General features: G+C 58.8%; 23 protein-coding genes. 8 read left to right on the top strand and 15 right to left on the bottom strand.

The annotated features are described in order from the left end of the window. Nucleotides 1–314 precede the first annotated feature (314 nt). Complete coding sequence (locus ACP26L_RS04170) at nucleotides 315–1,439, bottom strand: NADH-dependent flavin oxidoreductase (RefSeq protein ID WP_426451316.1); 1,125 nt, start codon at nucleotides 1,437–1,439, stop codon at nucleotides 315–317. 52 nt (nucleotides 1,440–1,491) lie between these two features. Beyond that, complete coding sequence (locus tag ACP26L_RS04165) at nucleotides 1,492–1,866, bottom strand: IDEAL domain-containing protein (RefSeq protein ID WP_426451315.1); 375 nt, start codon at nucleotides 1,864–1,866, stop codon at nucleotides 1,492–1,494. Between the two features lie 902 nt (nucleotides 1,867–2,768). On the opposite strand from ACP26L_RS04165, the gene ACP26L_RS04160 reads away from it, so the two are divergent. Further along, a complete protein-coding gene (locus ACP26L_RS04160; protein ID WP_426451314.1) occupies nucleotides 2,769–2,900 on the top strand; it encodes a hypothetical protein in 132 nt (43 codons plus the stop codon). A gap of 289 nt (nucleotides 2,901–3,189) precedes the next feature. Here ACP26L_RS04160 and nudK read toward each other — a convergent pair whose 3' ends face one another. Together nudK and ACP26L_RS04150 are read right to left on the bottom strand one after the other, a co-directional pair. Further along, the gene (gene nudK / locus ACP26L_RS04155; protein WP_426451313.1) at nucleotides 3,190–4,140 is read right to left on the bottom strand and encodes a GDP-mannose pyrophosphatase NudK; all 951 of its coding nucleotides are present in this window, start codon (nucleotides 4,138–4,140) and stop codon (nucleotides 3,190–3,192) included. A 37-nt stretch (nucleotides 4,141–4,177) separates the two neighbouring features. Continuing rightward, nucleotides 4,178–5,380 (bottom strand): MerR family transcriptional regulator, encoded by a 1,203-nt coding sequence (locus tag ACP26L_RS04150; RefSeq protein ID WP_426451312.1) that lies wholly within the window; start codon nucleotides 5,378–5,380, stop codon nucleotides 4,178–4,180. Nucleotides 5,381–5,551: 171 nt separating this feature from the next. Here ACP26L_RS04150 and ACP26L_RS04145 point away from each other — a divergent pair, with 171 nt between their 5' ends. The 3 genes from ACP26L_RS04145 (at nucleotide 5,552) to ACP26L_RS04135 (ending at nucleotide 9,304) form a co-directional block, all read left to right on the top strand. Further along, nucleotides 5,552–6,553 (top strand): substrate-binding domain-containing protein, encoded by a 1,002-nt coding sequence (locus tag ACP26L_RS04145; RefSeq protein ID WP_426451311.1) that lies wholly within the window; start codon nucleotides 5,552–5,554, stop codon nucleotides 6,551–6,553. Nucleotides 6,554–7,176: 623 nt separating this feature from the next. Continuing rightward, on the top strand, nucleotides 7,177–7,986 hold the full coding sequence (locus tag ACP26L_RS04140; RefSeq protein ID WP_426454809.1) for a sensor histidine kinase: 810 nt from the start codon (nucleotides 7,177–7,179) through the stop codon (nucleotides 7,984–7,986). Further along, the gene (locus ACP26L_RS04135; protein ID WP_426451310.1) at nucleotides 7,973–9,304 is read left to right on the top strand and encodes a response regulator; all 1,332 of its coding nucleotides are present in this window, start codon (nucleotides 7,973–7,975) and stop codon (nucleotides 9,302–9,304) included. The genes ACP26L_RS04140 and ACP26L_RS04135 overlap by 14 nt, the downstream gene beginning before the upstream one ends. Nucleotides 9,305–10,981: 1,677 nt before the next feature. Here the strand turns inward: ACP26L_RS04135 and ACP26L_RS04130 are convergent. Then, on the bottom strand, nucleotides 10,982–12,103 hold the full coding sequence (locus tag ACP26L_RS04130; protein WP_426448395.1) for an IS110 family transposase: 1,122 nt from the start codon (nucleotides 12,101–12,103) through the stop codon (nucleotides 10,982–10,984). Nucleotides 12,104–12,545: 442 nt separating this feature from the next. Here ACP26L_RS04130 and ACP26L_RS04125 point away from each other — a divergent pair, with 442 nt between their 5' ends. Next, the gene (locus tag ACP26L_RS04125; protein ID WP_426451308.1) at nucleotides 12,546–13,988 is read left to right on the top strand and encodes a sugar porter family MFS transporter; all 1,443 of its coding nucleotides are present in this window, start codon (nucleotides 12,546–12,548) and stop codon (nucleotides 13,986–13,988) included. 533 nt (nucleotides 13,989–14,521) lie between these two features. On the opposite strand, the gene ACP26L_RS04120 is transcribed toward ACP26L_RS04125, so the two are convergent. Further along, a complete protein-coding gene (locus ACP26L_RS04120) occupies nucleotides 14,522–15,478 on the bottom strand; it encodes a GDSL-type esterase/lipase family protein (protein ID WP_426451307.1) in 957 nt (318 codons plus the stop codon). Between the two features lie 171 nt (nucleotides 15,479–15,649). After that, the gene (locus tag ACP26L_RS04115; protein WP_426451306.1) at nucleotides 15,650–15,967 is read right to left on the bottom strand and encodes a hypothetical protein; all 318 of its coding nucleotides are present in this window, start codon (nucleotides 15,965–15,967) and stop codon (nucleotides 15,650–15,652) included. Between the two features lie 329 nt (nucleotides 15,968–16,296). Here ACP26L_RS04115 and ACP26L_RS04110 point away from each other — a divergent pair, with 329 nt between their 5' ends. Then, nucleotides 16,297–16,818 carry a GNAT family N-acetyltransferase gene (locus tag ACP26L_RS04110; protein ID WP_426451305.1) on the top strand — a complete coding sequence of 174 codons (522 nt, stop codon included), beginning with the start codon at nucleotides 16,297–16,299 and terminating at the stop codon, nucleotides 16,816–16,818. 373 nt (nucleotides 16,819–17,191) lie between these two features. On the opposite strand, the gene ACP26L_RS04105 is transcribed toward ACP26L_RS04110, so the two are convergent. The 3 genes from ACP26L_RS04105 to ACP26L_RS04095 are packed head-to-tail and all read right to left on the bottom strand — an operon-like array spanning nucleotide 17,192 to nucleotide 20,549. Further along, nucleotides 17,192–19,096, bottom strand: coding sequence for a carbohydrate-binding domain-containing protein (locus ACP26L_RS04105; RefSeq protein WP_426451304.1), 1,905 nt, complete (start codon nucleotides 19,094–19,096; stop codon nucleotides 17,192–17,194). Between the two features lie 36 nt (nucleotides 19,097–19,132). After that, on the bottom strand, nucleotides 19,133–19,816 hold the full coding sequence (locus tag ACP26L_RS04100) for a DUF4956 domain-containing protein (RefSeq protein WP_426451303.1): 684 nt from the start codon (nucleotides 19,814–19,816) through the stop codon (nucleotides 19,133–19,135). Beyond that, complete coding sequence (locus ACP26L_RS04095) at nucleotides 19,809–20,549, bottom strand: polyphosphate polymerase domain-containing protein (protein WP_426451301.1); 741 nt, start codon at nucleotides 20,547–20,549, stop codon at nucleotides 19,809–19,811. Before ACP26L_RS04095 ends, ACP26L_RS04100 begins: the two co-directional genes overlap by 8 nt. Before the next feature lie 183 nt (nucleotides 20,550–20,732). Between ACP26L_RS04095 and ACP26L_RS04090 the strand changes: the two genes are divergently transcribed. Beyond that, the gene (locus ACP26L_RS04090) at nucleotides 20,733–21,419 is read left to right on the top strand and encodes a response regulator transcription factor (protein WP_013914543.1); all 687 of its coding nucleotides are present in this window, start codon (nucleotides 20,733–20,735) and stop codon (nucleotides 21,417–21,419) included. After that, nucleotides 21,409–22,686, top strand: a complete 1,278-nt coding sequence (locus ACP26L_RS04085; protein ID WP_426451298.1) for a sensor histidine kinase — start codon at nucleotides 21,409–21,411, stop codon at nucleotides 22,684–22,686. Before ACP26L_RS04090 ends, ACP26L_RS04085 begins: the two co-directional genes overlap by 11 nt. Nucleotides 22,687–22,802: 116 nt before the next feature. Here the strand turns inward: ACP26L_RS04085 and ACP26L_RS04080 are convergent, their stop codons facing one another. From ACP26L_RS04080 to ACP26L_RS04060, 5 genes are all read right to left on the bottom strand, one after another. Beyond that, nucleotides 22,803–23,114, bottom strand: coding sequence for a hypothetical protein (locus ACP26L_RS04080; protein ID WP_426451296.1), 312 nt, complete (start codon nucleotides 23,112–23,114; stop codon nucleotides 22,803–22,805). A gap of 37 nt (nucleotides 23,115–23,151) precedes the next feature. Next, nucleotides 23,152–23,559, bottom strand: a complete 408-nt coding sequence (locus tag ACP26L_RS04075; RefSeq protein ID WP_426451294.1) for a GNAT family N-acetyltransferase — start codon at nucleotides 23,557–23,559, stop codon at nucleotides 23,152–23,154. Nucleotides 23,560–23,634: 75 nt separating this feature from the next. Continuing rightward, complete coding sequence (locus ACP26L_RS04070; protein ID WP_426451293.1) at nucleotides 23,635–24,102, bottom strand: DMT family transporter; 468 nt, start codon at nucleotides 24,100–24,102, stop codon at nucleotides 23,635–23,637. A 12-nt stretch (nucleotides 24,103–24,114) separates the two neighbouring features. After that, complete coding sequence (locus ACP26L_RS04065; RefSeq protein ID WP_426451292.1) at nucleotides 24,115–24,819, bottom strand: Crp/Fnr family transcriptional regulator; 705 nt, start codon at nucleotides 24,817–24,819, stop codon at nucleotides 24,115–24,117. 14 nt (nucleotides 24,820–24,833) lie between these two features. Next, on the bottom strand, nucleotides 24,834–25,256 hold the full coding sequence (locus ACP26L_RS04060; RefSeq protein WP_426451291.1) for a DMT family transporter: 423 nt from the start codon (nucleotides 25,254–25,256) through the stop codon (nucleotides 24,834–24,836). Nucleotides 25,257–25,359: the final 103 nt, after the last annotated feature.

Raw genomic sequence — 25,359 nt, 5'->3', positions numbered from 1 at the left:
TGGCTTCTTCATTATATTCCGCAGGCTGTCCCCCTTAAATAACAAAACGGAAGCATAAATAACAACTTTTTAAGTTGCACTTATCAAAATGATCACTCCATAATCTGCTCAAAAAAGCAGTGATGGATCGAAAAAGGCACTTAGCAGGACTGGAGTAATCTCCATTCCTTACTAAGTGCCTTTGGCGTTTTCTGAAGAAATAAAGGGGCTGTTGTCCTTAAGACATAACATTACACCTTCTCGGACAGGCCCAATCGGTATCCATGTAATCGCTGCTGTGAGGTTCGTTCGGTAGGCCCGCCTGCCGGCTAGTCTTAGTCTTCGACCGGGAACCAGCCCGGTGCATTCATGATCGCCTGCCAGAGGCCATCCGGAATCACGAGCTCCTGCTGGGCGCTTCTGCTGAGCGTCGTGCGAATCTCCGCTTCACGGCCGCTCTCGATCTTCTCGACCCAGTCCGGCTCCATGATGAGTTCACGCCCTACCGCAACGAGCGGCACGCCCTTCTCGAGTACTTCGACGGCTTCCTCCGGACGGTGGATGGAGCCTACGCCGATCAGCGGCACCTTGCCGCCGATGCGCTCCTGCAGCCACTCGAGGCGCGTCTTGGAGGCGTCGGCGCCGCGGCGGGGCTCCGAGCGGTAATCCATCAGCGACACGTGCAGGTAGTCTAGCCCTTCGCCTGTCAATGCATCGATCAGGACAAAGGTGTCCTCCATCGTGATGCCCGGCGTCTCGGCCTCTTCCGGCGAGAAGCGGTAGCCGACGATGAACGGCTGCTTGGCGTGCTCCGCCGCGACCCGCTTCACCTCGCGCAGGACCGCCAGCGGGAACGCCAGGCGGCCCTGGACGTCGCCGCCCCAGCGGTCCTCGCGCCGGTTCGAGTGAGGAGAGAAGAACTGGTGAATGAGGTAGCCGTTGGCGCCGTGAATCTCCACGCCGTCATAGCCCGCTTCGATCGCGCGGCGGGTCGTCTCGCCGAAGTCGCGGATGATGGACACAACCTCCTCATCCGTCAGCGCACGCGGGGTGAGGGCCGGATTTTCTTCGGTCGGAACGGCGCTTGCACTGACCACGTCGCCGTCCGGAACAAAGCCCGGGGACAGGTTGCGGCCGACATGGAAGATCTGCAGCACCGCTTTGGCGCCCTTCCCTTTAATCGTATCCGCCAGGGAACGCAGGCTTGGGATCATCTCATCCGTGTGAGCGGCGAACTCGCCCGGGAAGCCTTTGCCGTTCTCCGTGACATAGGTGCAGGCCGTAATGACCATGCCGGCTCCGGCCGAACGGCGTGCATAATACTGCAGCTCCTGCTCGGAGACGGAACCGTCCTCATGCGAAGCGAAGTTGGTCATCGGCGCCATCACGACGCGGTTTTTGAGCTGAAGGCCTTGACCCAGCGTAAAGGTTTCGAACAAAGGTTGATAGCTTGGTTTCATCTTTTGAAATCACTCCATAAATTGAGATTTGTATTGAGCCTGAATACCGGAATCAGGCCCCGTTCGTCGAGGTGAGGGGCGTCGTGCGCCGGCAGGGGGCTTCGGATGACGATGCCTCCCGCTCCGCCGGCCGCCGGCTGGCGCCGGACAGCTCCGTCAGCTCCATGAACCAATCGCGGTCCCGGGTGGACAGGGCAAGATCGATCAGATCACGCACTCCCTCTGTTCCGGCGAACGGATTGGACGGCAGAGCCTTCAGCCAAGCCTCACGGACGGCAACTCGCTTTCCCAGTATGTCCATATGATCCGAATTCACGACACGGACCTTCACGATCCGCTCCAGGGAATCGGATGACTCCACCCAGCCCTGGATCAGCTCCCCCTCTGCGGTGCGTCCCTGCACCCATTGTCCTTCTTCGAATTTCATGCTCCTGCACCACCTGACTGGATAGATTGGACCGCTAATAACTGTAATAAAAATAATTACATTTAGAACAAAAGAACGATCAAGCAGCCTGGACCGATTCGCTCCACAGCCTTCGGGACCCTGCCAGCGTACCGCATGCATGGGCGGACAGCCGCCGTTCCACATTCTGCAAGCCGCTTCCTGCTTATTACTGTAATCATATCGAATACAGTTGGTGATGTCAAGGCGTCTCCGCGGTTAGGCAGCAGGCGAACCATCTTAAATTTTAGGCAATCTTTAGCCTCCGTGATAGATGCAGGTGATATACTTGAGCTTACCTAAGTACTCACATCTTCTAAGCGAAAGGAAGCCACGGTCATCTTGACTTCACACTGCTCTCTCCGACTCCGCCTTATGACCGTTAAGCTGCCTCTGAAGGGCATGACGGAAGGGAGGATGACCACCCGATGAGCGTATGGCCGATCGCGATCATGATCGGACTCGGCATCGTGTCCGCCATCTACTTCGTCCGCCGTGTCCCTCCCGACCGGGACGAGACCCGGGAAGATTTCGACGATTTGTACTAGACCCCGCACGAGACAGGGAATCGCCACTTTTTCCGCTGCAACCTCGAATCAACCCGCCTCAGGCTTCTGTCCTGACAGCGGGTTTTCTTTTGCTTCCAAGGCTGGCAGCCGGGTCTTGAGCTCCCCCATCGGGAGCGGCAAATCTTCAGCAGGACCCCGGCAGCTCTTAGGTCTTCTTCATGCTCCGCCCGGGTACGTCCCGTCCGAAGGGAACCGGCATCCTTCCTCTCATCCCCGCAGAAAAAATACCCGGACAGACGCGTCGCATTTCCTGAATTTGGGGGTAATAAAAGGATATAACGAACGCCGAATCCAGGATCAGGAGGATGATGAACGATGCCTTTGAACTCGGTGTACTGGAATGTCAACTTTCTTATTGCCTTGACAGTGGTATTCTTCCTGTATGTGCTGATCGAAGGAGTCTCCTCAACCGAACCCGAGCCCAGCGAAGACGAAGAATTGTTTTGAGTGCAGAACGGACACGGACCGTGAATCGGCGCGCCGCATCCCCATAGAACAGGGTACTCCCACAATCGTCCGGCTCCCGGACGATCCTTTCGCGTCCCAAGGCTTGCGGGGAGTCTTACTCTTGCATGCCGGACCGCCTTCCCGGCTCCTGTCCCGGTGAGTGCGGTCCGGCATGGCGGCGAGAAGCGCTGAATTTTAGGATTACGGAATCGGATCTTGTGAGCTATACATTCTTATCTTTCTCAAAAAAGAGGGTGGACATGCCACCCTCCTTCCTCACATCGCCCCATCATACTGCCGGCAGCTCCCCGAGACTGCGGTAGATCCGCTTGCCCGCCGCCTCGCCGGCCCTCACCATTTCGTCGGCTCCCGCGGACGGGCCGCCGATCCGCAGCACCGCATCGCAGCAGGAGATGAGCCGGATGGCCGACGGATGGAACATGCGGTCCCATACTTCGTCGCCCATGCTCCGGGAGCCTGCCGTCTCCAGCAGCGGCAGCGCCAGCCATTCGCCCAGCATCGGCAGGTGGCCGAGCTCATAGACCCGCAGGGCCGCTTCGTTCATCGCCTGCAGGTTCGCTTCGATGCGCCGCGGGTCGTCGCCCGTGCCCGAGCGGTACGGCCCGGCCACCAGAATCTGCAGCGGCTTCCTTACAGGCGGGGCCAGCAGCCCCTGAAGCTGTGCGTACTGCAGGAGCATAATCGTCTTGGCGTCGCGGATCTCGCCGGATTCCACCATCGCCAGGGCTCGGTCGAACGGAAGCTCGAGCACCTCGATGTGCTCCTGCTCTTCTTCGAGGCCCCCGCCCCCGCCGGTCCGCATCTGCGGATCGTACTTGGCCGCGTACAGGTGCAGAATCTCCGTTACGGAGCCCGGCGACATATACGCTTCCCCCAGCTTCCGTAGGTCCCTGACCCGGTACCCGGTCTCTTCCTCCGCCTCCCGGCGGATGCAGTCGTCCGGATTCTGTCCGTCGAGCAGACCTGCGCAGGCTTCGATGAGCATCCCGCTCGCGTTGCCGTTCAGATACGTCGGCATCCGGAACTGGCGGGTCAGGACCACCGTCCGTCGGTCCGGATCATACAAGAGAATCGCGGCACCGTTGCCCCGGTCATAGGCTTCCCTCACCTGTGTCTCCCACGTCCCGTCACTGCGCTGGTAGCGGAATGTCATTTTTTTGAGCACATACCAGTTGTCCGACAGGACTTCTTCCTTCTCGATCCGAATTCGCGGATTCATTCGCATTCCTCTTCTCTATCTAGGATTTAACGGCTGGTTATGATTTGACGGCCAGAAAAAAGCCCGTGTCCTTCGTGATGAACAGGCTGCCTTCCCTTTCCAGCCGGTCCTTCAGCTCCCCGCGGAACCGTTCCAGCGCCTCACCGACGAGCCGCTCCTTGGCGTTCATCGGCGTTGAGGTAATGTAGGCGATGAGCGGTTCAGCCTTGTCCACCAGCAGATGATCTTCGTAGCGGAAGCATTTCACCGTGCGGAACGGCCCCGCCAGCATGGCCTCCCCGTTCTCCAGGTGGAAGCGCTCCAGCACCGGATCGAGCACCTCGATCTGCGGATCGAACGCCTTCGCGAGCGTCTCCACCTCCTGCAGATGCCGCAGGCTCATCGTGGAGGCATAGAGCCGGCCGCCCGGCTTCAGCACCCGGTGCATCTCGGCCGCCGCCCGCGGGATGTCCATCACATGGTACAGCATGTGATTCGCAATCACGACGTCGAACTCCCCGTCATGAAAAGGAATCTCTTCCGCATCCGCGGCCAGGAACCGGAACCGTCCCGCTGCTCCTCCAAGCCGGCTCCTGGCCTCCTCCAGCATGCCGGGGGAGAGGTCGGTCAGCGTGAGGCTCCAGTCTTCCGGAATCCGCTCTCTGCTGCGCTCCCACAAAGCGCCGTCCCCGCAGCCGAGCTCGAGCACCCTCAGCCCGGGCCGCTGCGGGAGCCGGTCGAAGAACCAGCGGTGCCAGCCGGTCCGGTTGGCGCTGTAGCCGTCATACAGGGCCATCCGCGCCTGCAGCCTGGCGGCGCTGCGGTACTGCTCGCCCCAGTCCTTCTCCGTATGGACGGTATGGATCATCGCCGTCAGCTCGTCCCAGCCGACCTCCTGCCCGCCGCCGTCCAGCATGCCGAGCGCTTCATCGATCGCCTTCGTGACATACCGCATATGGGCCATTTTCTGCCGCATGAGCTCCTTCTGCATCCGCAGGGACGCCTTCAGGTCCTGCTCGGGCAGGGTATCCTGCGAGAGAATCTGCGATATATCGGAGAGGGACAGCCCGATGTATTTGAGCGTCTGGATGCGCTGCAGCCGGATGATATCCTCCCTGCTGTACAGGCGTGCGGCCGTGCTGTCGTGCTGTGTCGGCTTAAGCAGACCGATCGCGTCATAATACCTTAAGGTCCGGAGCGTCAGCCCGGTGCGCCGTGCGATTTGGCCGGTCGTCATGTATGCCTGCTGCGGTTCTTTCATGGGATATGCCTGCCTTTCTGCCTGATCGCCTCACTGATTCCGATTATAGCGGGTGACGCTGCGTCACCTGCAAGCATTATTTTCAATAGGGCCTGGGAGGCTGATTTTCTCGTATGGCCCCGTTTCTTGTATAATGGGTCTACTTCCAATGAACCCAAAAAGGAGAACCGCATGCGCTCTCGCAACTTGTGGAACGGAGGCATAGCCCTTCTTCTGATCGTGCTGTTCGGGCTGCTCCTGCAGTTCCTGCTGGCTACGCTGCGCATCCGCGAGCTCGCCCATCCCCCGCAAGGGGACCCCTCCGCCGGGAAAACCCCGAAGCAGATTGTCCTGATCTCACAGGTCGAGGACAACCCGTTCTGGCGCACAATCGAACGCGGCGCCCGGGAAGCGGCGGCCGCTTACGGAATGAGCTTCGACTCCCGGGGGCCGCTTCGCATCAACCCGCAGGAGCAGATCCGGCTGCTCGAGAAGGCCCTGGCCGCCAAGGCCGATGCCGTTCTCGTCCAAGGCATTAACAGCCCGGAGCACCGGGCTCTGATCGATCAGGCCGCCGGCCGGGGCATTCCGGTGATCGCCGTCGATGCGGACGAACCGGGGAGCCGGCGTCTCGCCTACATCGGCACGGACAACCGGAAGGCCGGCGAGACGATGGGCGAGCTCGTCGCCAGACAGACCGGCGGCCAGGGCCGCATCGGAGTGCTCATCGGCACGCAGGCCTACAGCCAGCAGCTGCGCCTCTCGGGCTTCCAATCGGTGGCGGCCCGCTATCCCGGGCTGCAGATCGTGGGCGTCCGCTCGACCGAGGCCTCCCGCCTTCAGGCGGCCCAGCAGGCGGAGGAGCTGCTCGGAGAACATCCGGACATCCGCTACATCGTCGGCTTCAGCGCCCTGGACGGCCTCGGCGCCCTGAAAGCTGCCGAACGCACCCGCCCGCAGGGCGGCCTCAGCATCTTCGCCTTTGACGACCTTGCCGAGACCAAGGAGGCCATCCGCGGGTGCCGGATCGCTGCGACGCTTGTCCAGCAACCGTACCGGATGGGGTATGACGCCGTCTCCCTGCTTCATGACTACTGGGAGGGCCGGACGCCGGCCTCCGAGCATTTTACGGGGGCTGAGGTCTATACGCGGGAAACCGCAGACGCTGCAGGTGGAGGAGGGTCTTGCCCATGACCATCCGGCGTAAGCTGCTCCTCTTCCTGCCGCTGCTCGTGCTTCTGATGAATACGGTCACGTACTTCCTCTTCGAGAGCGGCAAGATCGTCCAGCGGAGCTATGACGAGATGATGAGCCGGATCCTGCTCTACCAGCAGTCGGTCCAAGCCGCCGAGACGCATCTGAGCCGCCTGTACACGTACCTGCTGGATCCGGCCGACCGGAACGCCTCCGCCCTCACGCAGGCCAGGGCGGAGGTGGCCGAAGCCCGGGGGCAGCTGGCAGACGCCTCCGCAGCTTCCCCGGTCGCCCCGGCCGTGCATGCCTACACGAGCCTGCTCGGCACGCTGATGGAGCAGGAGCAGGCCGCCCTCGAAGCCGCCAAGCCGCCGGGCTCATCCACCGCCTTAACTCCTTATGGGGAGGCGGAGAGGACGGCCGGCTTCATCCGTGAAGAGGGCCTCCACCTCGTCGATCTGGAGCTGAGCGCCTACCAGCCGGTCTACCGGCAGATCCGCGAAGAGAACGGACGCATCAACCGGCTCGGCGCAGCGGTCATCGCCGTGAATACGCTGCTGAGTCTTGCCGCCGCCGTATGGATCTCCCGCAGCATCACCGGACCGGTCAGCCGCCTGGTAGCGATGGCCAAGGAGATCGCGAAGGGCAACCTTCGGCCGGAGCCTCCCCCGCCTACTGGGGACGAGCTCGGCATCCTCTCCGGCGCGTTCCAGGCGATGCTCGCCGATCTCACCGTGCTGATCGGCAAGGAGAAGGAAAGCCTGGAGAAGGACCGCCTGCTCAAAGAGCTTGAACTGCAGGCGCTCCAGAGCCAGATCAACCCGCACTTCCTGTTCAACACGCTCAATGTGCTCTCAAAGCTGGCGCTGCTTGAGGGAGCGGAACGGACCAGCGACCTGATCGTCTCGATGTCGAACCTGCTGCGGTACAACCTCGGCCGGCTTGACCGGCCCGTGACGCTGCGCGACGAGCTGCAGCACCTGCAGGAATATGTGACGATCCAGCAGGCCCGCTTCCGCGACCGGGTCCGCTTCGAGCTCCAGACTGAAGAAGAGGCGCTGCAGGCCGGGGTTCCCTCCCTGACCCTGCAGCCGCTCGTCGAGAATGCGTTCCTGCACGGCATTGCCGATCTCGAGCAGGGGGCGGTCATCCGCGTGGCTATTGCACGCACGCCGTCCGATGCGGTGTCGGTTACCGTTGCGGATAACGGGGCCGGGATGAGCGAGGAAGTCCGGCAGAGCCTGCTCCGGCTCGAAGACGTACCGGAACCGAAGCAGTCGACCGGGCTCGGCACCCGCAATGTATTCAAGCGGCTGGCCCTGTATTTCGGCCGGGACGACCTGGTCACGATTGACAGCGCGCCCGGCCAGGGGACGCGGATTACCCTGCACATCCCCGCAGGAAAGGAGGAAAATAAGCATGAGCATGTATAGGCTCCTGATCGCCGATGACGAAGCGCTGGAGAGAGAGGGGCTTGAATGGATCGTCCGGCAGATGATGCCCGGTGTGTTCGAAGTCATTCATGCGGAGAACGGCCGTCTCGCGATTGAGCGTGCCGAAGAGCACCGGCCGCATATCATCCTGATGGATGTCAATATGCCCGGCATCCAAGGGCTGGAGGCGCTCCGGGAGATCAAACAGCGCCTGCCCCACGCCAAGTTCGTCCTGGTGACGGCGTACGATTATTTCTCCTACGCCAAAGAGGCGCTGCTGCTCGGCGCGAAGGATTACATCGTCAAGCCCGCCAAGCGGACGCAGGTCGTGGAGACGCTGCAGTCGCTGGTGGCCGAGCTGGAGCTCGAGAAGCGCAAGCGGGCCGAGGAGCTTAGCTTGAGGCATCAGGTGTCCCGGCTGCTTCCCCTGGCCGAGAATGAGCTTGCCCTCATGATGATGGTCGACCAGGTGGCGGAAGCGGACAGCACCCAGCTCGCGGGTTGGCTCGATTTTCCACTGGAGGGGGGCTGTGCGCTGGTAGCCGCCTTCCCGGAGGGTATTCCCGCTCCCGATCTGAAGCGGGTCTACGACACGGTACGCACCTTCGCCAAGAGCAGCGCGCCGGACTGTATCGTCAGCTCGCTCATCGACCGCCACATGGCCGTCTTCCTGCCCTTACCTTCGGGAGCACGGGAAGACGCGCGGATGGCCGATATCCTGCGGTCCGCCGAGCAGCTCAGCGCCCTCGTGGAACGCCAGATGGGTCTGCCGGTCTCCGTCGGCATCGGCTCCGCCGGCCGCGGGGAGGATGGCCTGCGGCGGTCGTACTTTCAGGCGGTGCTGGCGTCGGCCTACGATGGCCCCGGCACCCGGGTATGCCGCTTCGAGGAGCTGCAGCAGGGATCCACGGGGGCGGCCACGCCCCATGAGGATGCGCTGCACCGCTCCTACGTGGTATCCGCCCTGCACCGGATCCGCGAAGAGCGCGAGCAGCAGACGCTCAGCGTGCTCGACCGCGCGAAGAGCTACATCCGGGAGCGGTTCACGGAGGAGCTCTCGCTGGAGGAGGTCGCCGACCACGTCCATCTGAACCCCCACTATCTCAGCAAAATCTTCAAGCAGGGCACCGGCGAAACCTTCATCGACTTCGTCACCCGCCTGCGGATCGATAAAGCCAAGGCACTGATGGCCTCGGAGCAGCTCAGCCTCAAGGAAGTCTGCTTCGAGATCGGGTACAAGGACCCGAACTACTTCAGCCGCGTCTTCAAAAAGGTCACCGGGGTGACCCCGACCGAGTATCGCAGCGGCGGCGGGTAGGCGTGGCGCGGGAGGGGCGGACGGACTGCCGGGGCTGGGATATGGGAAGTGAAGAGCGGTGGGGAAGCGCGGGGTGTGTTCTCTCGCCGGCTTCTGGATGCATGCGCTGCGGGCTCTCCCGCCACCTTCCAGCTGCATGTGCGGCGGGCTCCCCCGCTGGCTTTCCTGCCACCTGTGCGGCAGGCTCCCCCGGGCTTTCCGGCTGCCTGTACGGCAGGCTCTCCCGCTAGCTTCCAGCCGCCTGTGCGGCAGGCTCCCCCGCTGCCCTTTCGGCTGCCTGTACGATGAGCTCTTCCGCCGGCTTTCCTGCCGCCTTTACGGCGGGCTCCCCCGCTGGGCTTCCGGCTGCCTGTGCGGCGGGCTATCCCGCTGCCTTCGGCTGCCTCTGCGGCGGGCTACCCCGCTGCCCTTTCGGCTGCCTGTACGATGAGCTCTTCCGCCGGCTTTCCTGCCGCCTTTGCGGCGGGCTCCCCCGCTGGGCTTCCGGCTGCCTGTGCGGCGGGCTCCCCCGCTGGGCTTCCGGCTGCCTGTGCGGCGGGCTATCCCGCTGCCTTCGGCTGCCTCTGCGGCGGGCTATCCCTCTGCCCTTTCGGCTGCCTGTACGATGAGCTCTTCCGCCGGCTTTCCTGCCGCCTTTGCGGCGGGCTCCCCCGCTGGGCTTCCGGCTGCCTGTGCGGCGGGCTATCCCGCTGCCTTCGGCTGCCTCTGCGGCGTGGCCGCTTATGCGACGAGTCCTCCCGCCAGCTTTCCTGCCGCCTCAGGCGACGAGTCCTCCCGCTGGCTTTCCAACGGATCTCCCGTTATCTTTGCGGCGTCCTGAGTAACCTCTCCGGCAGGCTCTTGGCCGGCTTTCCTGCCACCTGTGCGGCGGGCTCTCCCGCCACCTTCCGGCCGCCTGTGCGACGAGCTCTCCCGCCGGCTTTCCAACCGGTTTCCCGCTATCTTTGCGGCGTCGTGAGCAGCCTCACCGGCGGCTTACTCCCTGATTTTGAAATAACGGAACTCAGATTCCTTATTTCAATATTTTCCACCCCAATTGGTCTGATAGCGGAACTCAGATTCGTTATTGGCCTCCGTTTCCGCACTATATCGTCTCATTCAACAAAATAGCGAACCTCAGTTCCTCTATTTTGAATCTGCCCCCTTCTAAAGGAAAGATAGCGCATCGTAGTTCCGCTGATATGAACGTAACCGAGCAACTCCCAGCACGTATCCCTGTTTTTTTGTACTCCAAACTAAGCCTGTCAAGGTGTTCTTTTTGACAGGCGGCTTCTTTCCTCCCATACTTGTTTACGGGTCTGACTATCAAGTCAGACCCTGCCTTACGGCGAGTAACGGGGTGCAGGGGGCGTGCTCCCTGCATAGTCTTTTTCCTGAGAACAGCGGGACATGTCTACATTCCTTGGCACGAGGGCAAAATGGTTCTTTGCGCCGGCTGGCAACCTGATATTCGTGGGTTCTCACATGTGATTACATACGACCAGAGAGTTTCCTGCTAACTATCAACGCACATAAAGCTCCTGTTCCCTTGCTTTGTGCAGCGGAACTACGCGGATTTCTCTCTGCCTAGCTTTGTACTTTGCCCCCGAGCCAAAGAATGTAACGCATCTTCCTCAAATCCGTTCTCTTACCACCTCCTTCTTCGTATTTTCAAACTTCTATTACAAGCACAAGCGATTATGCTGCCGCCCTTTGCTTCTGGACTTCCTTGGCTATAGCCCAGATAAATCCCAAGAGCTCCCTGGCCACGGCGGTAACGATGGTTCCTTTGTTCTTTCCCCTGAAGCTTAACCTATTAAATTTATGATGCAGTCTTTTATGCGCCTTCCAAGAGATCTCAATAATCTCCGAGCTTAGCTCCTTTTGCCTCTCTCGCAGGGCTCTTCTTACAGCGGGTTTGCTCCGATAGGTCCAGGCGGCTTCGACCAGTACCCGTCGGATATGCGCATTTCCGACTTTCGTGATTCGCCCTTGCCGGCGGCTGCCTCCGCTTGAACTTTCCGAAGGTACCAATCCGGAATAACTCATAAGCTGCGGCGCAAAAGCAAATCTTCCTGCGAGATCTCCGAGTTCGGCCGCAAGAGTAGTGGCCGTAACTAAAGCAATACCATGAAGTCCTTGCAGCGCCTGAATCATGGTAGCCTGGCACCCTGCCGAAGCCTGCCGTTCCATTTCCTTTTCGTATCGCCCAATCCGGTTTGCGGCCTCCCTGATGGTGTTGCGGTATTCTTGAAAGACGATATCCTCGCACGCATCCGTAAAGCGCAAGGTATCCAGCCAGTTCTCGTAGGCCGATGTCCATACCTTCGTGCCGCCCGGTGGATGAAGCTGGTGCCGAAGCAGGAACTTCGTTAGCCGCTGCTTGTGCCGATTCATATCCTGAACCGCATCCTCCCGGGCCCGAACCAAATCCCGCAGCGCTTCGTCCTCGGGTGTAGGTACGTAGATTTCGGTTAACTCTCTGGCCCTGTAGAGCTGCGCTAAACGTATGGCATCCCTTTTGTCGGTTTTAATGCGCTTGTTGCCATCCAATGCTTTGGGCGCAACGACGCTGCAATTGACAAAGAGTTCAAGGAACCAACGATACAGTTGAAACCCTGTAGGCCCGGCCTCATAGCAAACGTCGAGTTTGATCTCATCGTCCTTTGCAAGCTGCTTGACTAATTTTCGCACGGCCTCTTTGGTATGTGGAATCGTCCCCCAGAACCGTACAGGCTCATCTCGATTTTCCGTGGCGATAGCAACAGCAATTTTTTCCTTGGATACGTCTAACCCTACATACTTTGTGGACATACTCATTACTAACCGACTCCTTTTTGTTTGTAGCTCTGTTTTGGATTTGATTGGTTTATTCATTCCAAGTCATTTCCAACTTCAACCTACGTGATGCAAAGAGGTAGTCGGTTTCGTTCATTATAACTATTTCATTTTCCCCCCGGTCGTTTCACTTTTCACCGCTTCGGGCTGCAGCGCCCCCCTTTACTCCCCTTCCCTAGCACGCCACAGCATGCAGTTTTCCAAGTCAGTCCACGCCTTCCGGCATGGACTTTTTTGTGCTGACGGGATCAAATTTGTGCTAGTCTCTCCCCACCGGCAGTCCAGGTTCTTCCACGGACAATTATGTGCAGGAAGACGTCGGATTAGTGCAGACGGTTGCCGCCCAGCATCGTTCGGACGGGTGATATAATCCTCTCACAAGCTTCGCATATCCATGGAACGCATTGGAAAGGAGAGGATGATCTTGTCACTTGTCATTCAACAAGAAACGGAAACGCAGATAGAAGAACAGATTCAGCGAAAACACGACGGGGAGCAGCCTCTCGAGCAGACAGCCGAGAAGCCCAATATGCTGTTCGTCACGCTGGTATCGATCGTTGCCGCGCTGGGCGGCGTGCTGTTCGGCTTCGATACCGCGGTCGTCTCCGGGGCGCTCGGGTTCCTCGAGCAGCGCTTCGACCTCAGCCAGGCGCAGCTCGGCTGGGCCGTCTCCAGCATCATCATCGGCTGCATCGCAGGGTCGGCCTTCTCCGGCTCGCTCGGCGACAAGTTCGGCCGCAAGAAAGTGCTCATCGCCGCCGCTCTCCTCTTCATCGGAGGCACCGTCGGTTCGGCGCTGCCGGATACGTTCAACGGGTATATTCTCGCCCGGATCATCGGCGGGATTGGGATCGGCATCACCTCGGCGCTCTGTCCGCTGTACAACGCAGAGATTGCTCCGGCCAAGTACCGCGGCCGGCTGGTCGCCCTGAACCAGCTTGCCATCGTGACGGGGATCTTCCTTGTTTACTTCGTAAACTCCTGGATCGCCGGCCATGGCAATGATGCCTGGGACGTCTCTACGGCTTGGCGCTGGATGTTCGGTGCAGGTGCCGTTCCCGGCCTGCTGTTCTTCCTCCTGCTGTTCTTCGTGCCCGAAAGCCCACGCTGGCTGATCAAACAAGGCCGGCCGCAGGAAGCGCTGGCCATCCTGCTCAAGATTCACGGCGAAGACCTCGCCCGCAAGGAGGTTCTCGCGATCAAGGCTTCCTCCAAGGAAGAGTCCGGCTCCTTCGGACAGCTGTTCATGCCCGGCGCCAGAGCAGCTCTGCTCATCGGCGTGATCCTCGCGATTCTGCAGCAGATTACCGGCATCAACGCGATTATGTACTACGCGCCGATCATCTTCAAGGAAGCCGGCACCGGCACGGATGCCTCCCTCCTGCAGACCATCCTGATCGGCTTCGTCAACCTGGTCTTCACGATCCTGTCCCTGTGGCTGGTCGACAAGGTCGGCCGCAAAGCGCTGCTGCTCATCGGCTCCGCTTCGATGACCATCTGCCTGACGGTCATCGGTCTCGCCTTCCAGACCGGCCATACGTCCGGACCGCTCGTACTCATTTTCATCCTGCTCTATGTCGCTTCCTTCGCCGTCTCGCTGGGTGCCGTCCTGTGGGTCGTGCTCTCCGAGATCTTCCCGAGCCGCATCCGCGGCAGGGCCATGGCGATCGGTACGATGGCGCTGTGGGTGGCGGACTATGCCGTGTCCCACTCCTTCCCGCCGCTGCTTGCCTCGGCCGGGCCGGCGCTGACCTTCTGGCTGTTCGCCCTGATGTCGCTGATCACCGTCTTCTTCACCTGGCGCTCCATCCCCGAGACGAAGGGCAAGTCGCTCGAAGAGATCGAGTCGATGTGGGCCGTGAAGTAGGCCGGGCCGCTCCTCCCCCCGTATCGTTCATACACAGCAAGGGCAGCCCCAGGGCCGCCCTTGCTTTTTCTATACAACAAAAGGACGCCGCCGAAACATTTCGGAGACGCCTCTGGAACACCGGTCTGGATATAAAAGCAAATAACGGAACTGAAGTTCGCTATCTCCTGGGATTTTCAGGGTTTAATCCACCTATAGCGGAACTGAAGTTCGCTATCTGCGTCGGACAACCCTTTTGATGATACGGCGGCAGATAATAAGACATCGGAGTTCCGCTATTCTCCAGGAAATATCAGGAAATATCCGAATAAGATACCTGACTTCCGCTATTTCACTCCCTCACATTTCAGCACACCAATAACCTCGCAGCCGCCCGCCCTTTTGGCCTAAGATGGCCCCACCTATCTGAAGGATAGGCGGAAGTGGCAGCCTCCCTATCCTAGGCTCAGCGGCATTCGAACGCCTTCGTAACCCGAAGGCGTTCTTTGCTGTTCAGCCGCGGCAGCGTTCAATCAAGTGTCCGACCCATCCCCTTACGACCGCTTGCCGTACACATAATCAAGCAGAAGATTCCCCCAGATCGCGTAGCCTTTGTCATTCGGATGCGCCTCATCCGAGAGCAGGTCATCCAGCGCAAGCCCCTGCTTCTGGATCTCCTCGACGAACGGATGGTAGATATCAAAGTACGTCCATCCGTTATCCTGAACGAACGCGCCCACCTGGTTTACGTAGTCCTCATAGGTCAGGCCCTGTCCGTTCGGTGTCGTCTTCTTAATCGGATTCGCTGAAGTCAGCACGATGCGGGTCTTCGGACTCTTCGTCTGGAGTTGGTTCACAATCTCCCGGATGTTGCTCTTGGTCTTCTCGATCGGAATATTGGATCCGTAATCGTTGATGAGGCACATTTCGAAGAAGAGGATATCCAGCTTCTGCTTCGCGATCACATCGGCTTTGTTCTCTTTGAGGAGGCTTTCGGTGGAGAAGCCGCCGAAGCCCGTATTCTCATACCGGGTCGAACCCGCGGCGATATCCTTGTTGAACTTATCGAACACGGCATAGGACCACGTCTTGGTCGGTCCTGTAGAGCCTGCTCCCAGCGTCACGCTGCTGCCCAGGGTTCCGAAGACCACTTTGCCCTTGCTTGCCTTACGCTCCTGGAACAGGTCCTTGGAGTACTGGTACAGTGAGCCGATTTCTTTTCCGAGCGTGTCAGGGATATCCGGCGTACGAACGAGCATGTCCACCGCGTACGTGCCCGGCTTCCATTGGATTTTCGATTGCTCGGCACCGAGCGCTTCCGAGATGGCCCGAAGCGGCAGCATCGTGGTCCCGTCGATAATCTGTGCCGGAATCTCACTGACGACTTCCTTCCCGTTGACCGTGACCTTCACGATCGGATTGCCTTTATAATCTCCGTTGATACTCGAGCCGCTGGCCACTCCGGCCGTAAACAACAGTATACCTGCTGCAATGAGACTGATTTTCTTCATATCCGAATCTCCTTGCTGTCTTTATGTATGGTCATCATTCTCATCTTATACTCCTGACGGAAGGCCTGTCCATCCTCTGATGTTCCTATATTCGCCTCCCCACGACAAAAAACGCCCCTCCGCACCTGTCGCAGAGAGACGCCCATAGCTGCCTTTACAGGCTCTTCCTCTTTAGTTCGCTTTTACCTGGACCGCTTTGAACACATTGTCGAGCTTCCCGTCGCCGATCCGTTTTTTGAGCGGCACCTTGATATCCGTCCCAAGCTCCCGAAAAAAGGCGTCCACGTTGCAGTCGATGTTCGACAGCTCGACCTTCAATACGCCGTCCTCCACGATGCTCTGGTTCTCTTCCGAAGAAACCGCTACGTCAACGGCATATTTCTTCGTCAGTGTGTTCATATACCTTCTGAAAATCTCGAGAAGCTCGTCGTTGTTGAAATTGGCGATCGCCGCCTGTCCCTTGTTAGTAAAGTTAAGATGAATATTCATTTTCTCTTCGCCCTCTTTCCCGGCAGCCGTAAAGAGCGGAAGCCGTCCCTTGATCTGTAATGCTTATCGCAACCTATCTTACCTGGGCCTTTTGGGTGTGGAGCTTCTACCACGATGTCTTCCCTTTCTATATTATGCCCTGGACCATAACTCCTATCTTACCTTATATTTGCCATCTTACCTAATACATTTTCCCCTGGAAGGCCGAATCCGAAACCAGGGGTCCCCGCCGGCTCATCTGCAAGACTTATCTTCAGAATGGGGTTATAATGAATTCACAGGAACATACGTTCCAACGAACCCCTTACCAAATGGAGGAGATGAGTATGATGGCTCCGAAAGAAATGCAGGTTTCCCTTGAGCCTTGGGCCGATACGGATCTCGAGCTGCTCCACCGCATGAACACCCCCGAGATGCTGGACCACCTAGGGGGACCGGAGAACAGCGGGCAGATTCTGAAGCGGCACAAGCGTTATCTCGAGCTCGGTGACAAAGCAGCCGGCCGGATGTTCCGGATCGTTCTGCTTCCAGAGGGAGAGGCGGTTGGCAATATCGGCTGGTGGCAGCGCGAATGGCAGGAGAAGACCATCTGCGAGATGGGCTGGGGCATTCTCCCTCCCTATCAGGGCCGAGGCATCGCCACCGCGGCAGGAGCCGCAGCTATTGCCGCCGCAGCCGCGGACCCCAAGGTTCAAGTCATCCACGCCTTCCCCTCGGTCGATAACCCCGCGTCGAACGCCATCTGCCGGAAGCTGGGCTTCTCGCCGGCCGGGGAATGCGCCTTCGAGTATCCGCCCGGCACGATCATGCGCTGTCAGGACTGGCGCCTGGAGCTCGGCGTGCAACCGTAACGTCCGCCCGTACCCCCTCCACAGACCTGTTCGCCTAGTCGAGAGGCTGTCGTGGGGCTGGCATACCATATTGCGGGTACGGAAGCAATCGACCGCGGTGAGTTTTCGGCGTTTAGCCAACGCTTTCGGCGTAGCCCCCATGGCCGTCTATCCGCATGTACGTAACAAGGATGATCTTTTAGATGCCATGACGGAACATAGGCCGGCTTCTTTCGATACCACATATCTGCAGCTGCGGATGCTGCAATGCGAAGAAGCCGGCAGGCCGCTGCGAATGCAGCGTCCCTGCCGGCTTCTTCTCCGTTCCTGCCTTATCTCTCCGCCGATCTGCATCGGCGCCCGCACGACCGCGGGCCCCATTCATCCGCTTCGCTTAAGGCGTACCCGCCTCAGGGCGGACCCGGCCGCCGCTTCCACCGCCCATTCTGCCCGGACCACCGGTCTTGGCTGTGGTTACGCCGGACTCATTGAGCCATGTCGTCGGACTCGCGATGGTGAATTCGACCGTCTTCGCTCCTCCGGTGTAGAGCGCATAAGCCCCATCCTTCTGAAGCTCCGGCGAGCCGATGACGATCGACTGGAAGCTCTTCTCGGACGTGAAGCTCGCAATGGATTTGCCGCTCTGATTCTTGAGCTCGACGACCGTACCGGCCGGCTGGGCCTGCGAGTAAGTCATGAGAATGGAATACGCGGTGGACTGATCGGATGGAGCCTGTGCCATGCCCGAGCTTCCGGCGGCAACCAGCACGCCGCCGGTATAGTTGAGGGAGCCGTCATAATCCAGGGCGCCGTTGCCGTTCGCCGACGGACCGCTGACATAGACGGTGCCGCCCGAGATCTGCATCGAACCGTTGGCATCCAATCCGTCGCCCGTGGAATTCACCTGGACGGTACCGCCTGTGACGGTAAGCATGTTGTTCGAGCCCGTAGAGCTGAAGCTGTTCTGCCCCGGACGCTCATTCGTCGACGAACCGTCCGCCCCGCCGGACACATTGATGCCGTCGTCACTCGCCGTAACCTGAACTTCTCCGCCCGAGATGGTCACATTCGAGCCCTCAACGCCCTCGTAGCTCTTCGTGATGATCGTCTTCCCGCCGCTGATCACCGTATTGGAGTCCGCATGAATGCCGTCGTCTCCGGACGTGATGGAGAGCTCTCCTCCCGCAATCGTCACGGTGTTGTTGCTGTGGATGGCGTCATCCGCCGAATCGATCCCGATCGTCCCGCCCGCAATGGAGATCAGGCTGCCGGCTTTGATCGCTTTGCCGCTTTCCGTTTCTTCGGCAGCGGTGGTCGTCGATGCCGCTGCTTGCGGTGTTCCCCGCATGCCGCCCATCTCTTCTTTGGCCTTCGCCGGGGCATTGGCGCTGCCCCCGCCGGAGGAGATCGTGAATGAGCCTCCGTTCACCTGTACGGCGGAAGCCGCCTGAATGCCGTCCTTACCGGCTTTAATCGAGAAGGTGCCTGCTTCAATGCTGACAAGCCCTTTGTCCGCGTCCGTATCGTTGGTCGCCTTGATCCCGTCTCCCGCGGCTTCGATCGTGAGCGTGCCTTCCTTGACCGCCACCAGATCCTTGCCCTGGACTCCATCGTCGGCCGCACGGACCGTGATCGAGCCTCCGGTGATTTTCAGATCGTCCTTGCTCGTAATCCCGTTGTTATAATTCCCCTGGACGGTCAAGGCGCCCGTACCATTGAAGGTCAGATCGTCCTTGCTGTAGATGGCTGCGTTTGGTTCCCCCGATTCATCCACCGCCGTGTACTCCGCACCATCGGATATCACATTGGTCGTACCTTCCTGAACCGTGATCACCGTTTTGTCCGCCTGCTTGACATAGATCGCCGAGCTGATCTTGCTGTGAATCTCGACACCGTTCAGTACGATTCTTACCTTGTCCTCCTTCGCAGCGTCGACGACAATCTGCCCCTCTTCCCACAAGCCGCTGAGCACATAAGTGCCCCCCGCTGTGATCGTTACGGTATGGTCCTTCACTTCGGCGCCCGTGCCCTTGATGCTGGCGCCCGCCGCGCTGAGCTCCATATAGATCGGATTGTCGTTCTTCCAGTCGCTGTACAGGTCATTGTCGCTGTATTCCACCGGCACTACCTGAGCCGGGGCTTGGGCTGCTGCCGCGGCCGTAGTCGAAGCGGCGGTCTGGGCCGCTGCCGTTCCTGTGGATGCCGCCGTTTGGGACGGCGTCAGGCTCTGGCACGCCGGCAGCGCCACCGCAGACAGGAGTGCGAGCATTACGATTTGCTTGACATGCTTGTTTTTCATATCGAATCATCCTCCGTAGTAAGGTTTAGTGGGGTTCTAATAGTCTGAAGCTTCGGGACTCATGGACAAAGTAATATTCAAATTCCCGTTGCGGCACCGCAGCGCGTCGATCAATTCCTTCTGGCTCGTACCCGGTACAAGCGTGACCGTATACACCAGTTCGAAGAGGCTGCCGAGCTCCGTCGTTTTGACTTTCTTCAGCTCGTGGCCGACGTTGAACTGTTGGAACACTTCCTTGAAGGCCTCCTCGTATCCCAGGTCCTCCGGCACGGTAATCTTAAGCAGCTTCTGGTCGCTGCGCTTCTCGCCGAATTTGATCTTGTGAAGCACGATCATCAGCACACACAGGATGAGGGTGAAGAGCACCGCGTAGCCGAACATCCCGACGCCGCAGGCCAGGCCCGTGGCCATGGTGAAGAGGACATAAGCGATATCCTTGGGATCGCCAGGCGCACTCCGGAAGCGGATGATCGAGAAGGCTCCGGCGAGGCTGAAGGCCCGGGCCACGTTGTTGCCGATGAGCAGGATGATGATGGCGATAATCGAAGGAATCAGAATCATCGTCAGCGCAAAATTCTGTGAATGCGCCTGCTTGCTCGTTTTCATATAAGTCAGGGAAATGACGCCCCCAAGCAGGAATGAGACTACAATCGTAAGTATCGCGTGGGTAAATGTAAGTGTGTTATCCGTCGTCGCTGCTGCAAATAATGTGTCAAGCATATGCTCGTTCTCCTCCCGGCTGCTGCCCTGTTCGCATTTTGATATATTCACTGCCATACTTCGAGAAACTCGTCCGGAACATCCGGTGCTCCGACAGCAGTCTGGCAAGCCAGACCGGAACCGTCTTCTCCGCCTTCACTTCCATGAGCCACCGTCCGTCTTCGAGCAGCGGCTCCCCGTGGTCTCCGCTCTCCAGCATCAGATCATGCCGCCTCGACCGGATATTGCAGTCGAAGGTCACCCGCAGATCCCGGCTTTCCTTGCTGAACATCGCGATCCGGTCGTAGGCCAGGTACACTTGGGGCTCCAAGGTATACCGCCCCAGGAAGTACTCGATCTCGCTGAGCACCTGCTTGTTCATGTAGCTTGCCGGCTCGGGCTTCACCCCTGTACGGACAAATTCATAAGCCTCGTCCGTCCGCAGCGCGGTTCTTCTTTTGTTCACGAGCCCGTGCACCTTCTTCTTGAGCTCCAGGTACACCTTGGCGCCCGGCTGCGGAACCCCGTACGCACGCAGCCTCAGCTTCTCCTTATACTTGGGCTTCGATATCGAGTGCCGGATCAGGGCATGGTCCTTCGTGTCGAAGTAAATATTACTGATAGAGTAAAAGGTATGCTTGCGGTTATATTCATCGAGCTCCATATACTCCAGAAGCCGGTCATGAATCCGGCGAAAGCCCGTTTCATCAAGCAGATACTTGTTCTCGTAGCGGTTGAACACCTCAATAGCCATTCTCGCTGCCCCCTTCTGTCATCTTGTTTTTGTGTTCTTCTGTATCGGATGGCTTTATCTTAGGGCGCGAACCTTTAACGAACCTTAAACGGAGATTTCAGGTTTCTTTAAGGTTCGGGGTGCTATACTGTTCCTACTACTACTGCTGCTTAAGTTCCGGCGGCACGAGAAAGGAAGAACACCATGAGAATCCTGATCGTGGAAGATGAAGCCCATCTGGCGGAAGCCCTCGCGCAGATCCTGCGGAAGCATCATTATTCCGTGGATGTGGTCCATGACGGCACCTCCGGCCTGGATTACGCCCAGAGCGGGATCTATGATCTGCTGCTGCTCGATATCATGCTTCCCGGCATGAGCGGCCTGACGATCCTGCAGACGATCCGCAGGGAAGGCATGGCCACACCGGTGATCCTGCTAACCGCCAGGGGAGAGACGGCGGACAAGGTCTCCGGGCTCGATTATGGGGCGGATGATTATATTGCAAAGCCGTTCGTGACGGAGGAACTGCTGGCCCGCATCCGGGCGGCGCTCCGGCGCAAAGGGGAAGTGGTCGCGGACCACGCGCTGCGTTACGGCGATATTGAGCTCAATACGTCTACATTGAAGCTCACCTGCGGGGGCAAGGAAATCAAGCTGATCCTGAAGGAGAGCGAGCTGCTGCAGCTCCTGATGACAAGGAAGCAGGCGGTGACGCCCAAAGAACTGATCATTGAGAAGCTGTGGGGCTTTGATTCCGAAGCGGAGCATAACAATGTCGAGGTTTACATTTCTTTTTTGAGGAAAAAGCTCGTTCATCTGCAGTCGAACGTGGGGATCAGCACGATCCGCGGCGTAGGCTATGTACTGGAGGTGAAGGGGGATGTTTCGTAAACTCCGCAATAAATTTCTCCTGCTGAATATGGTCACGATCTCCGTGATGCTGCTGATCGCATTCGCCTGTATTTATGCCATCATGTATCAGAATACGAGCCGGGGCATTGATCAGGAGCTGCACCGGGAAATGGAATTGGCACGCAAGGCCGCCGGGAACGACGGTCCGAAATCCGGTCCCGGCGGTCCCCGTTCGTTCGATATGGAGGACAAGACCGGGGGCAAACCCGCTTTCGGACGCTCCGACTCCTTCTCGATCGTTACGGATGCCGAGGGGACGGTTCAATCCGTGATTTCCCGTCTGGAGCTCACGGATGAATTATCGGGCGGGCTCGCCGCGGCGGCCTTATCCGGCGGCAAGGCGCAGGGCAAGTTCACCCTGAACGACTCCCGCTGGGCCTATGCCCTTCAGCCGATGCCGGGAGGCGGATACACGATTTCGTATCTGGACATCACCGCCCAGATGGGCTTTCTGACCAATCTGGTGTATGCCTTCCTGCTCGTCGCCGCTCTCATGCTCGTCATCATCTTCTTCATCAGCCGCTACTTTGCCGACCGTTCCATCGAGCCGGTGCAGGAGGCCTTTGATAAGCAAAAGCAGTTCATTGCCGATGCCTCGCATGAGCTGAAAACGCCGCTCACCGTGATTAACACCAACGTGGACGTGCTCCTGGCCCATCCCGAGGATACGATCCGACACCAATCCCGGTGGATCACCTATATCAAATCGGAATCCGAGCGCATGGCGAAGCTGACGAACGACCTGCTCTATCTGGCTCAGATCGATCAGGCCGGTACGGAGGTGCTGGCGGTGCCTTTCGAGGCCAGCGAAGCGGTCGAGCAGGTGGTGCTTACGATGGAAGCGGTCATCTTCGAGCGTGACATTCGGCTCTCCTACGAGATCGAGCCCGGCCTGACGGCCCGCGGCAGCATCGAGCAGTTCAAGCAGGTGGTCATGATCCTCCTCGACAATGCGCTGAAGTATACCCACCCCCGCGGGGCGGTCGGAATCACGCTAAAGAAGCGCCACCAGCACATGGTATTGAAGGTGACGAATACCGGCGACCCCATCCCGCCCGAGCACCTGGAGCGGATCTTCGACCGCTTCTACCGTACCGATGCGTCCCGGGCCCGCAGTCAGGGAGGATACGGCCTGGGGCTCGCGATCGCCAAGACTATCGTGGACAAGCACAAGGGCAGCATTTATGCCAAGAACGGGAAGGAGCAGGAGGTGGCGTTCTACGTCGAGCTTCCGCTCTCCTCGTAGAGCTTGGATTGTTCCCTGCAGCTGTGTAGTAAGGCTGGAAAACACAAAAACCCACATTCTGCCGTCAGATGTGGGTTTTTGTGTTGACATGCTCCTCACGTGAGACAGGCGGACGATTACGCTTCGGCTACATCCGCCCGCAAATCGCCTGCGACCTCCATCAGGATGGGGATCACCGCCTTGTTCGTGCCGGAGACGTAGATGTCCCCTTGGAAATGACGGAACGGAATCCGGGCCTCTCCGAAGCTCCACATGAAGAACTCCCCTTCAATGGACATCGTGGTCTCGCCCTTCACCGTGAATACCGTGGTATACGTAAAGTCTGGTTTGGAAGCGAAGTACGCCTTGCATTCCTCCAGGGAGATCTCGGACGCCGCCGACTCCTCATGCTCCTGAAATGATCTCGTAATCCGGTAAAGCTGACTCATGATAACCTCCGTCTCTGACTGCTCCTAACTTGGCTGCTTACCCAAAGAACCGTTCCATGATCACGTACGTTTGGCCGCCTTTCGTGAAGGGGCCCGCCGCCAAGGAAAATCCGAATTTCTCATAGAACGCGGCCTTCACGATCCTGGCATTGCAGTAAATCCGCTTGGCGCCTGCACGTTCAGCTTCGCCGAGCACATGGGTCAGGAGCTTGCTCCCATACCCCTTCTTCTGATGAGTCACGGACGTCGCAAACTTCCGGAACTGCGCTTCTCCCCCGCGGACAAAGAGCGACACCACCGAGAGGAGCTCCCCTCCCTCAAACAGACCGAAGTGCGCTCCTTCCTCGTCATCCGCGAGCTTTACATAGTCGTAATCCTTGTCAGGCCACATGACCTCATGGCGCAGCTGCCAGGCCTGTTCTTTCCGTATCGGTTGGATGTTCACCGTTCTATCAACTCCGTAGCGAGTCTGTTCCTCCAAGGGTAATAGGTGTACTCATTATACCATGTTTTGGGACCCTTACACCGCTTCGGAGGTTTCTTTGGCTCTGGAGACGCCGCCGAATTTGAATACTAGGACACCGCCGATTAGCAAAAGGGCGCCGAGGCCTTTGGACAGCGTAAAAGGCACCTGCTCCAAACCGAACCAGCCCAGCGAATCCCACCATAAGGCGCAGATGAGCTGGGAGGCCATCGCAATAGCGGTGGCCAAGGTCGCTCCGAGGCGTCTAACCCCCTGTACCAGACAGGTAACGACCCCTACGCCAAGGATGCCGCTGAACCAGAACCAGGTTTGCATGGGCTGTGCAGTGAAGAGTGCCTTCCCCTCGAACACAAGGCCCATGATAAGGGATGCGGCAAAGCCCATACCGAGCACCAGAGCCGTAGTTGACCAGCCGCCTGACGCTTGGTTTACTTTATTGTTGAACATATTCTGCACCCCGACGAGCGCTCCCGCCGCGAGTGCAAGAATGATGCCGATGAACATGACATTCTCCCCCTAGGGTTCATATATATTGGAACCGGCGACCGCTTTCAACCCGGCCCTGTCCTTGACGACCAGCGTCCCCCGGCTGCGTTCGAGAAGCCCCTCGGCACAGAACCGCTGAATCACCCGATGAAGATGCCGGTAGCTGGTGCCGATGAAGCCCGCTATATCCTTCAAGCTTTCGGCACTGAGCTCCCCGGGATAAGGCCCCTCCGCATCGCCGTTCCCGCAAGAGACGGACAGCAGGTAGCTGGCCAGCCGGACTTCCACCGGATGCATCAGGTTAAAGCTCATCGTGACGGACTTCATATAGAATTTGTTCGTAATGATTTCAAGCAAAAATTGGAGCAGCGGTACTTCCTGCCCATACTTCTGCAGCCAGTGATGGCGGACGCCGATCATCTCCACCGGAGTCACAGCCGTTACCGTGTTCATATTCACTCCGCCGCGGATATATTCAATATCCCCGATAACCTCCAGCGGCGTTTTGAAGGAGATAATCAGCGTGTTCCCCTCAAGGGTAGTGGTATGGACCTTGATCTTCCCGTGAACCAGCACGAATACATGCTCGGCCTTCTCCCCTTGAGAGCATATCGGCTCTCCGGGCTCAAATCGGTAGAGGGCCAGATGCTCATGGAGCGGTGCCGGAAAGACCTCCTCCAGCCTGAATTCGGCCAGGTAGCCCTGCAGCTTTTCCCGCTCATGCAGTTCTTTCATGCCTTGATATCCTCCTATGCCAGCAGGATTACACCCAGAATCATCATCCCGATGCCGGCGATATGGGAGAGCCTGATCTCAGGCTTGTCCGGTCCGAACCAGCCCCTGCGCTCCATCAGAAACGTGACGCTGATCTGGGCTATCAGCACGCCGGAAACCGTCAAGGTAGCGCCTACGCTGTTCATCGAAGTGATATTGCTGAAAATCACGAGTGCCGCAAAGGCGCCTCCGAACAAATAAACCGGCTTCACCTTCCTGAAGTTCTTCCACGACCGGTCCCTGACCATCAGGAGAATCATCACCGCCGCTATGAAGCCGGTGCCCTGGGTCAGCGCGGCTGCCTGCCACGTGCCCAGCTCCCCGCCGATCCTCGCATTGGCCACCCCCTGCAGGGTGATGAACGCCCCGGCCAGACACGCAAATACGATGCCTTTCATCGTCTTCCTCCTCTTCCTTCCACGCTCCCCACCTACATTAAACGCTGCACCTGCACTAGAGGTAGGACATATGTCCTTTTAGGCATGGACAAAAAGGCGGCGC

It is taken from the genome of Paenibacillus sp. S-38, assembly GCF_049942825.1.
GTDB lineage: Bacteria > Bacillota > Bacilli > Paenibacillales > NBRC-103111 > Paenibacillus_G.
This window is presented reverse-complemented; position numbering and strand designations above follow the sequence as displayed.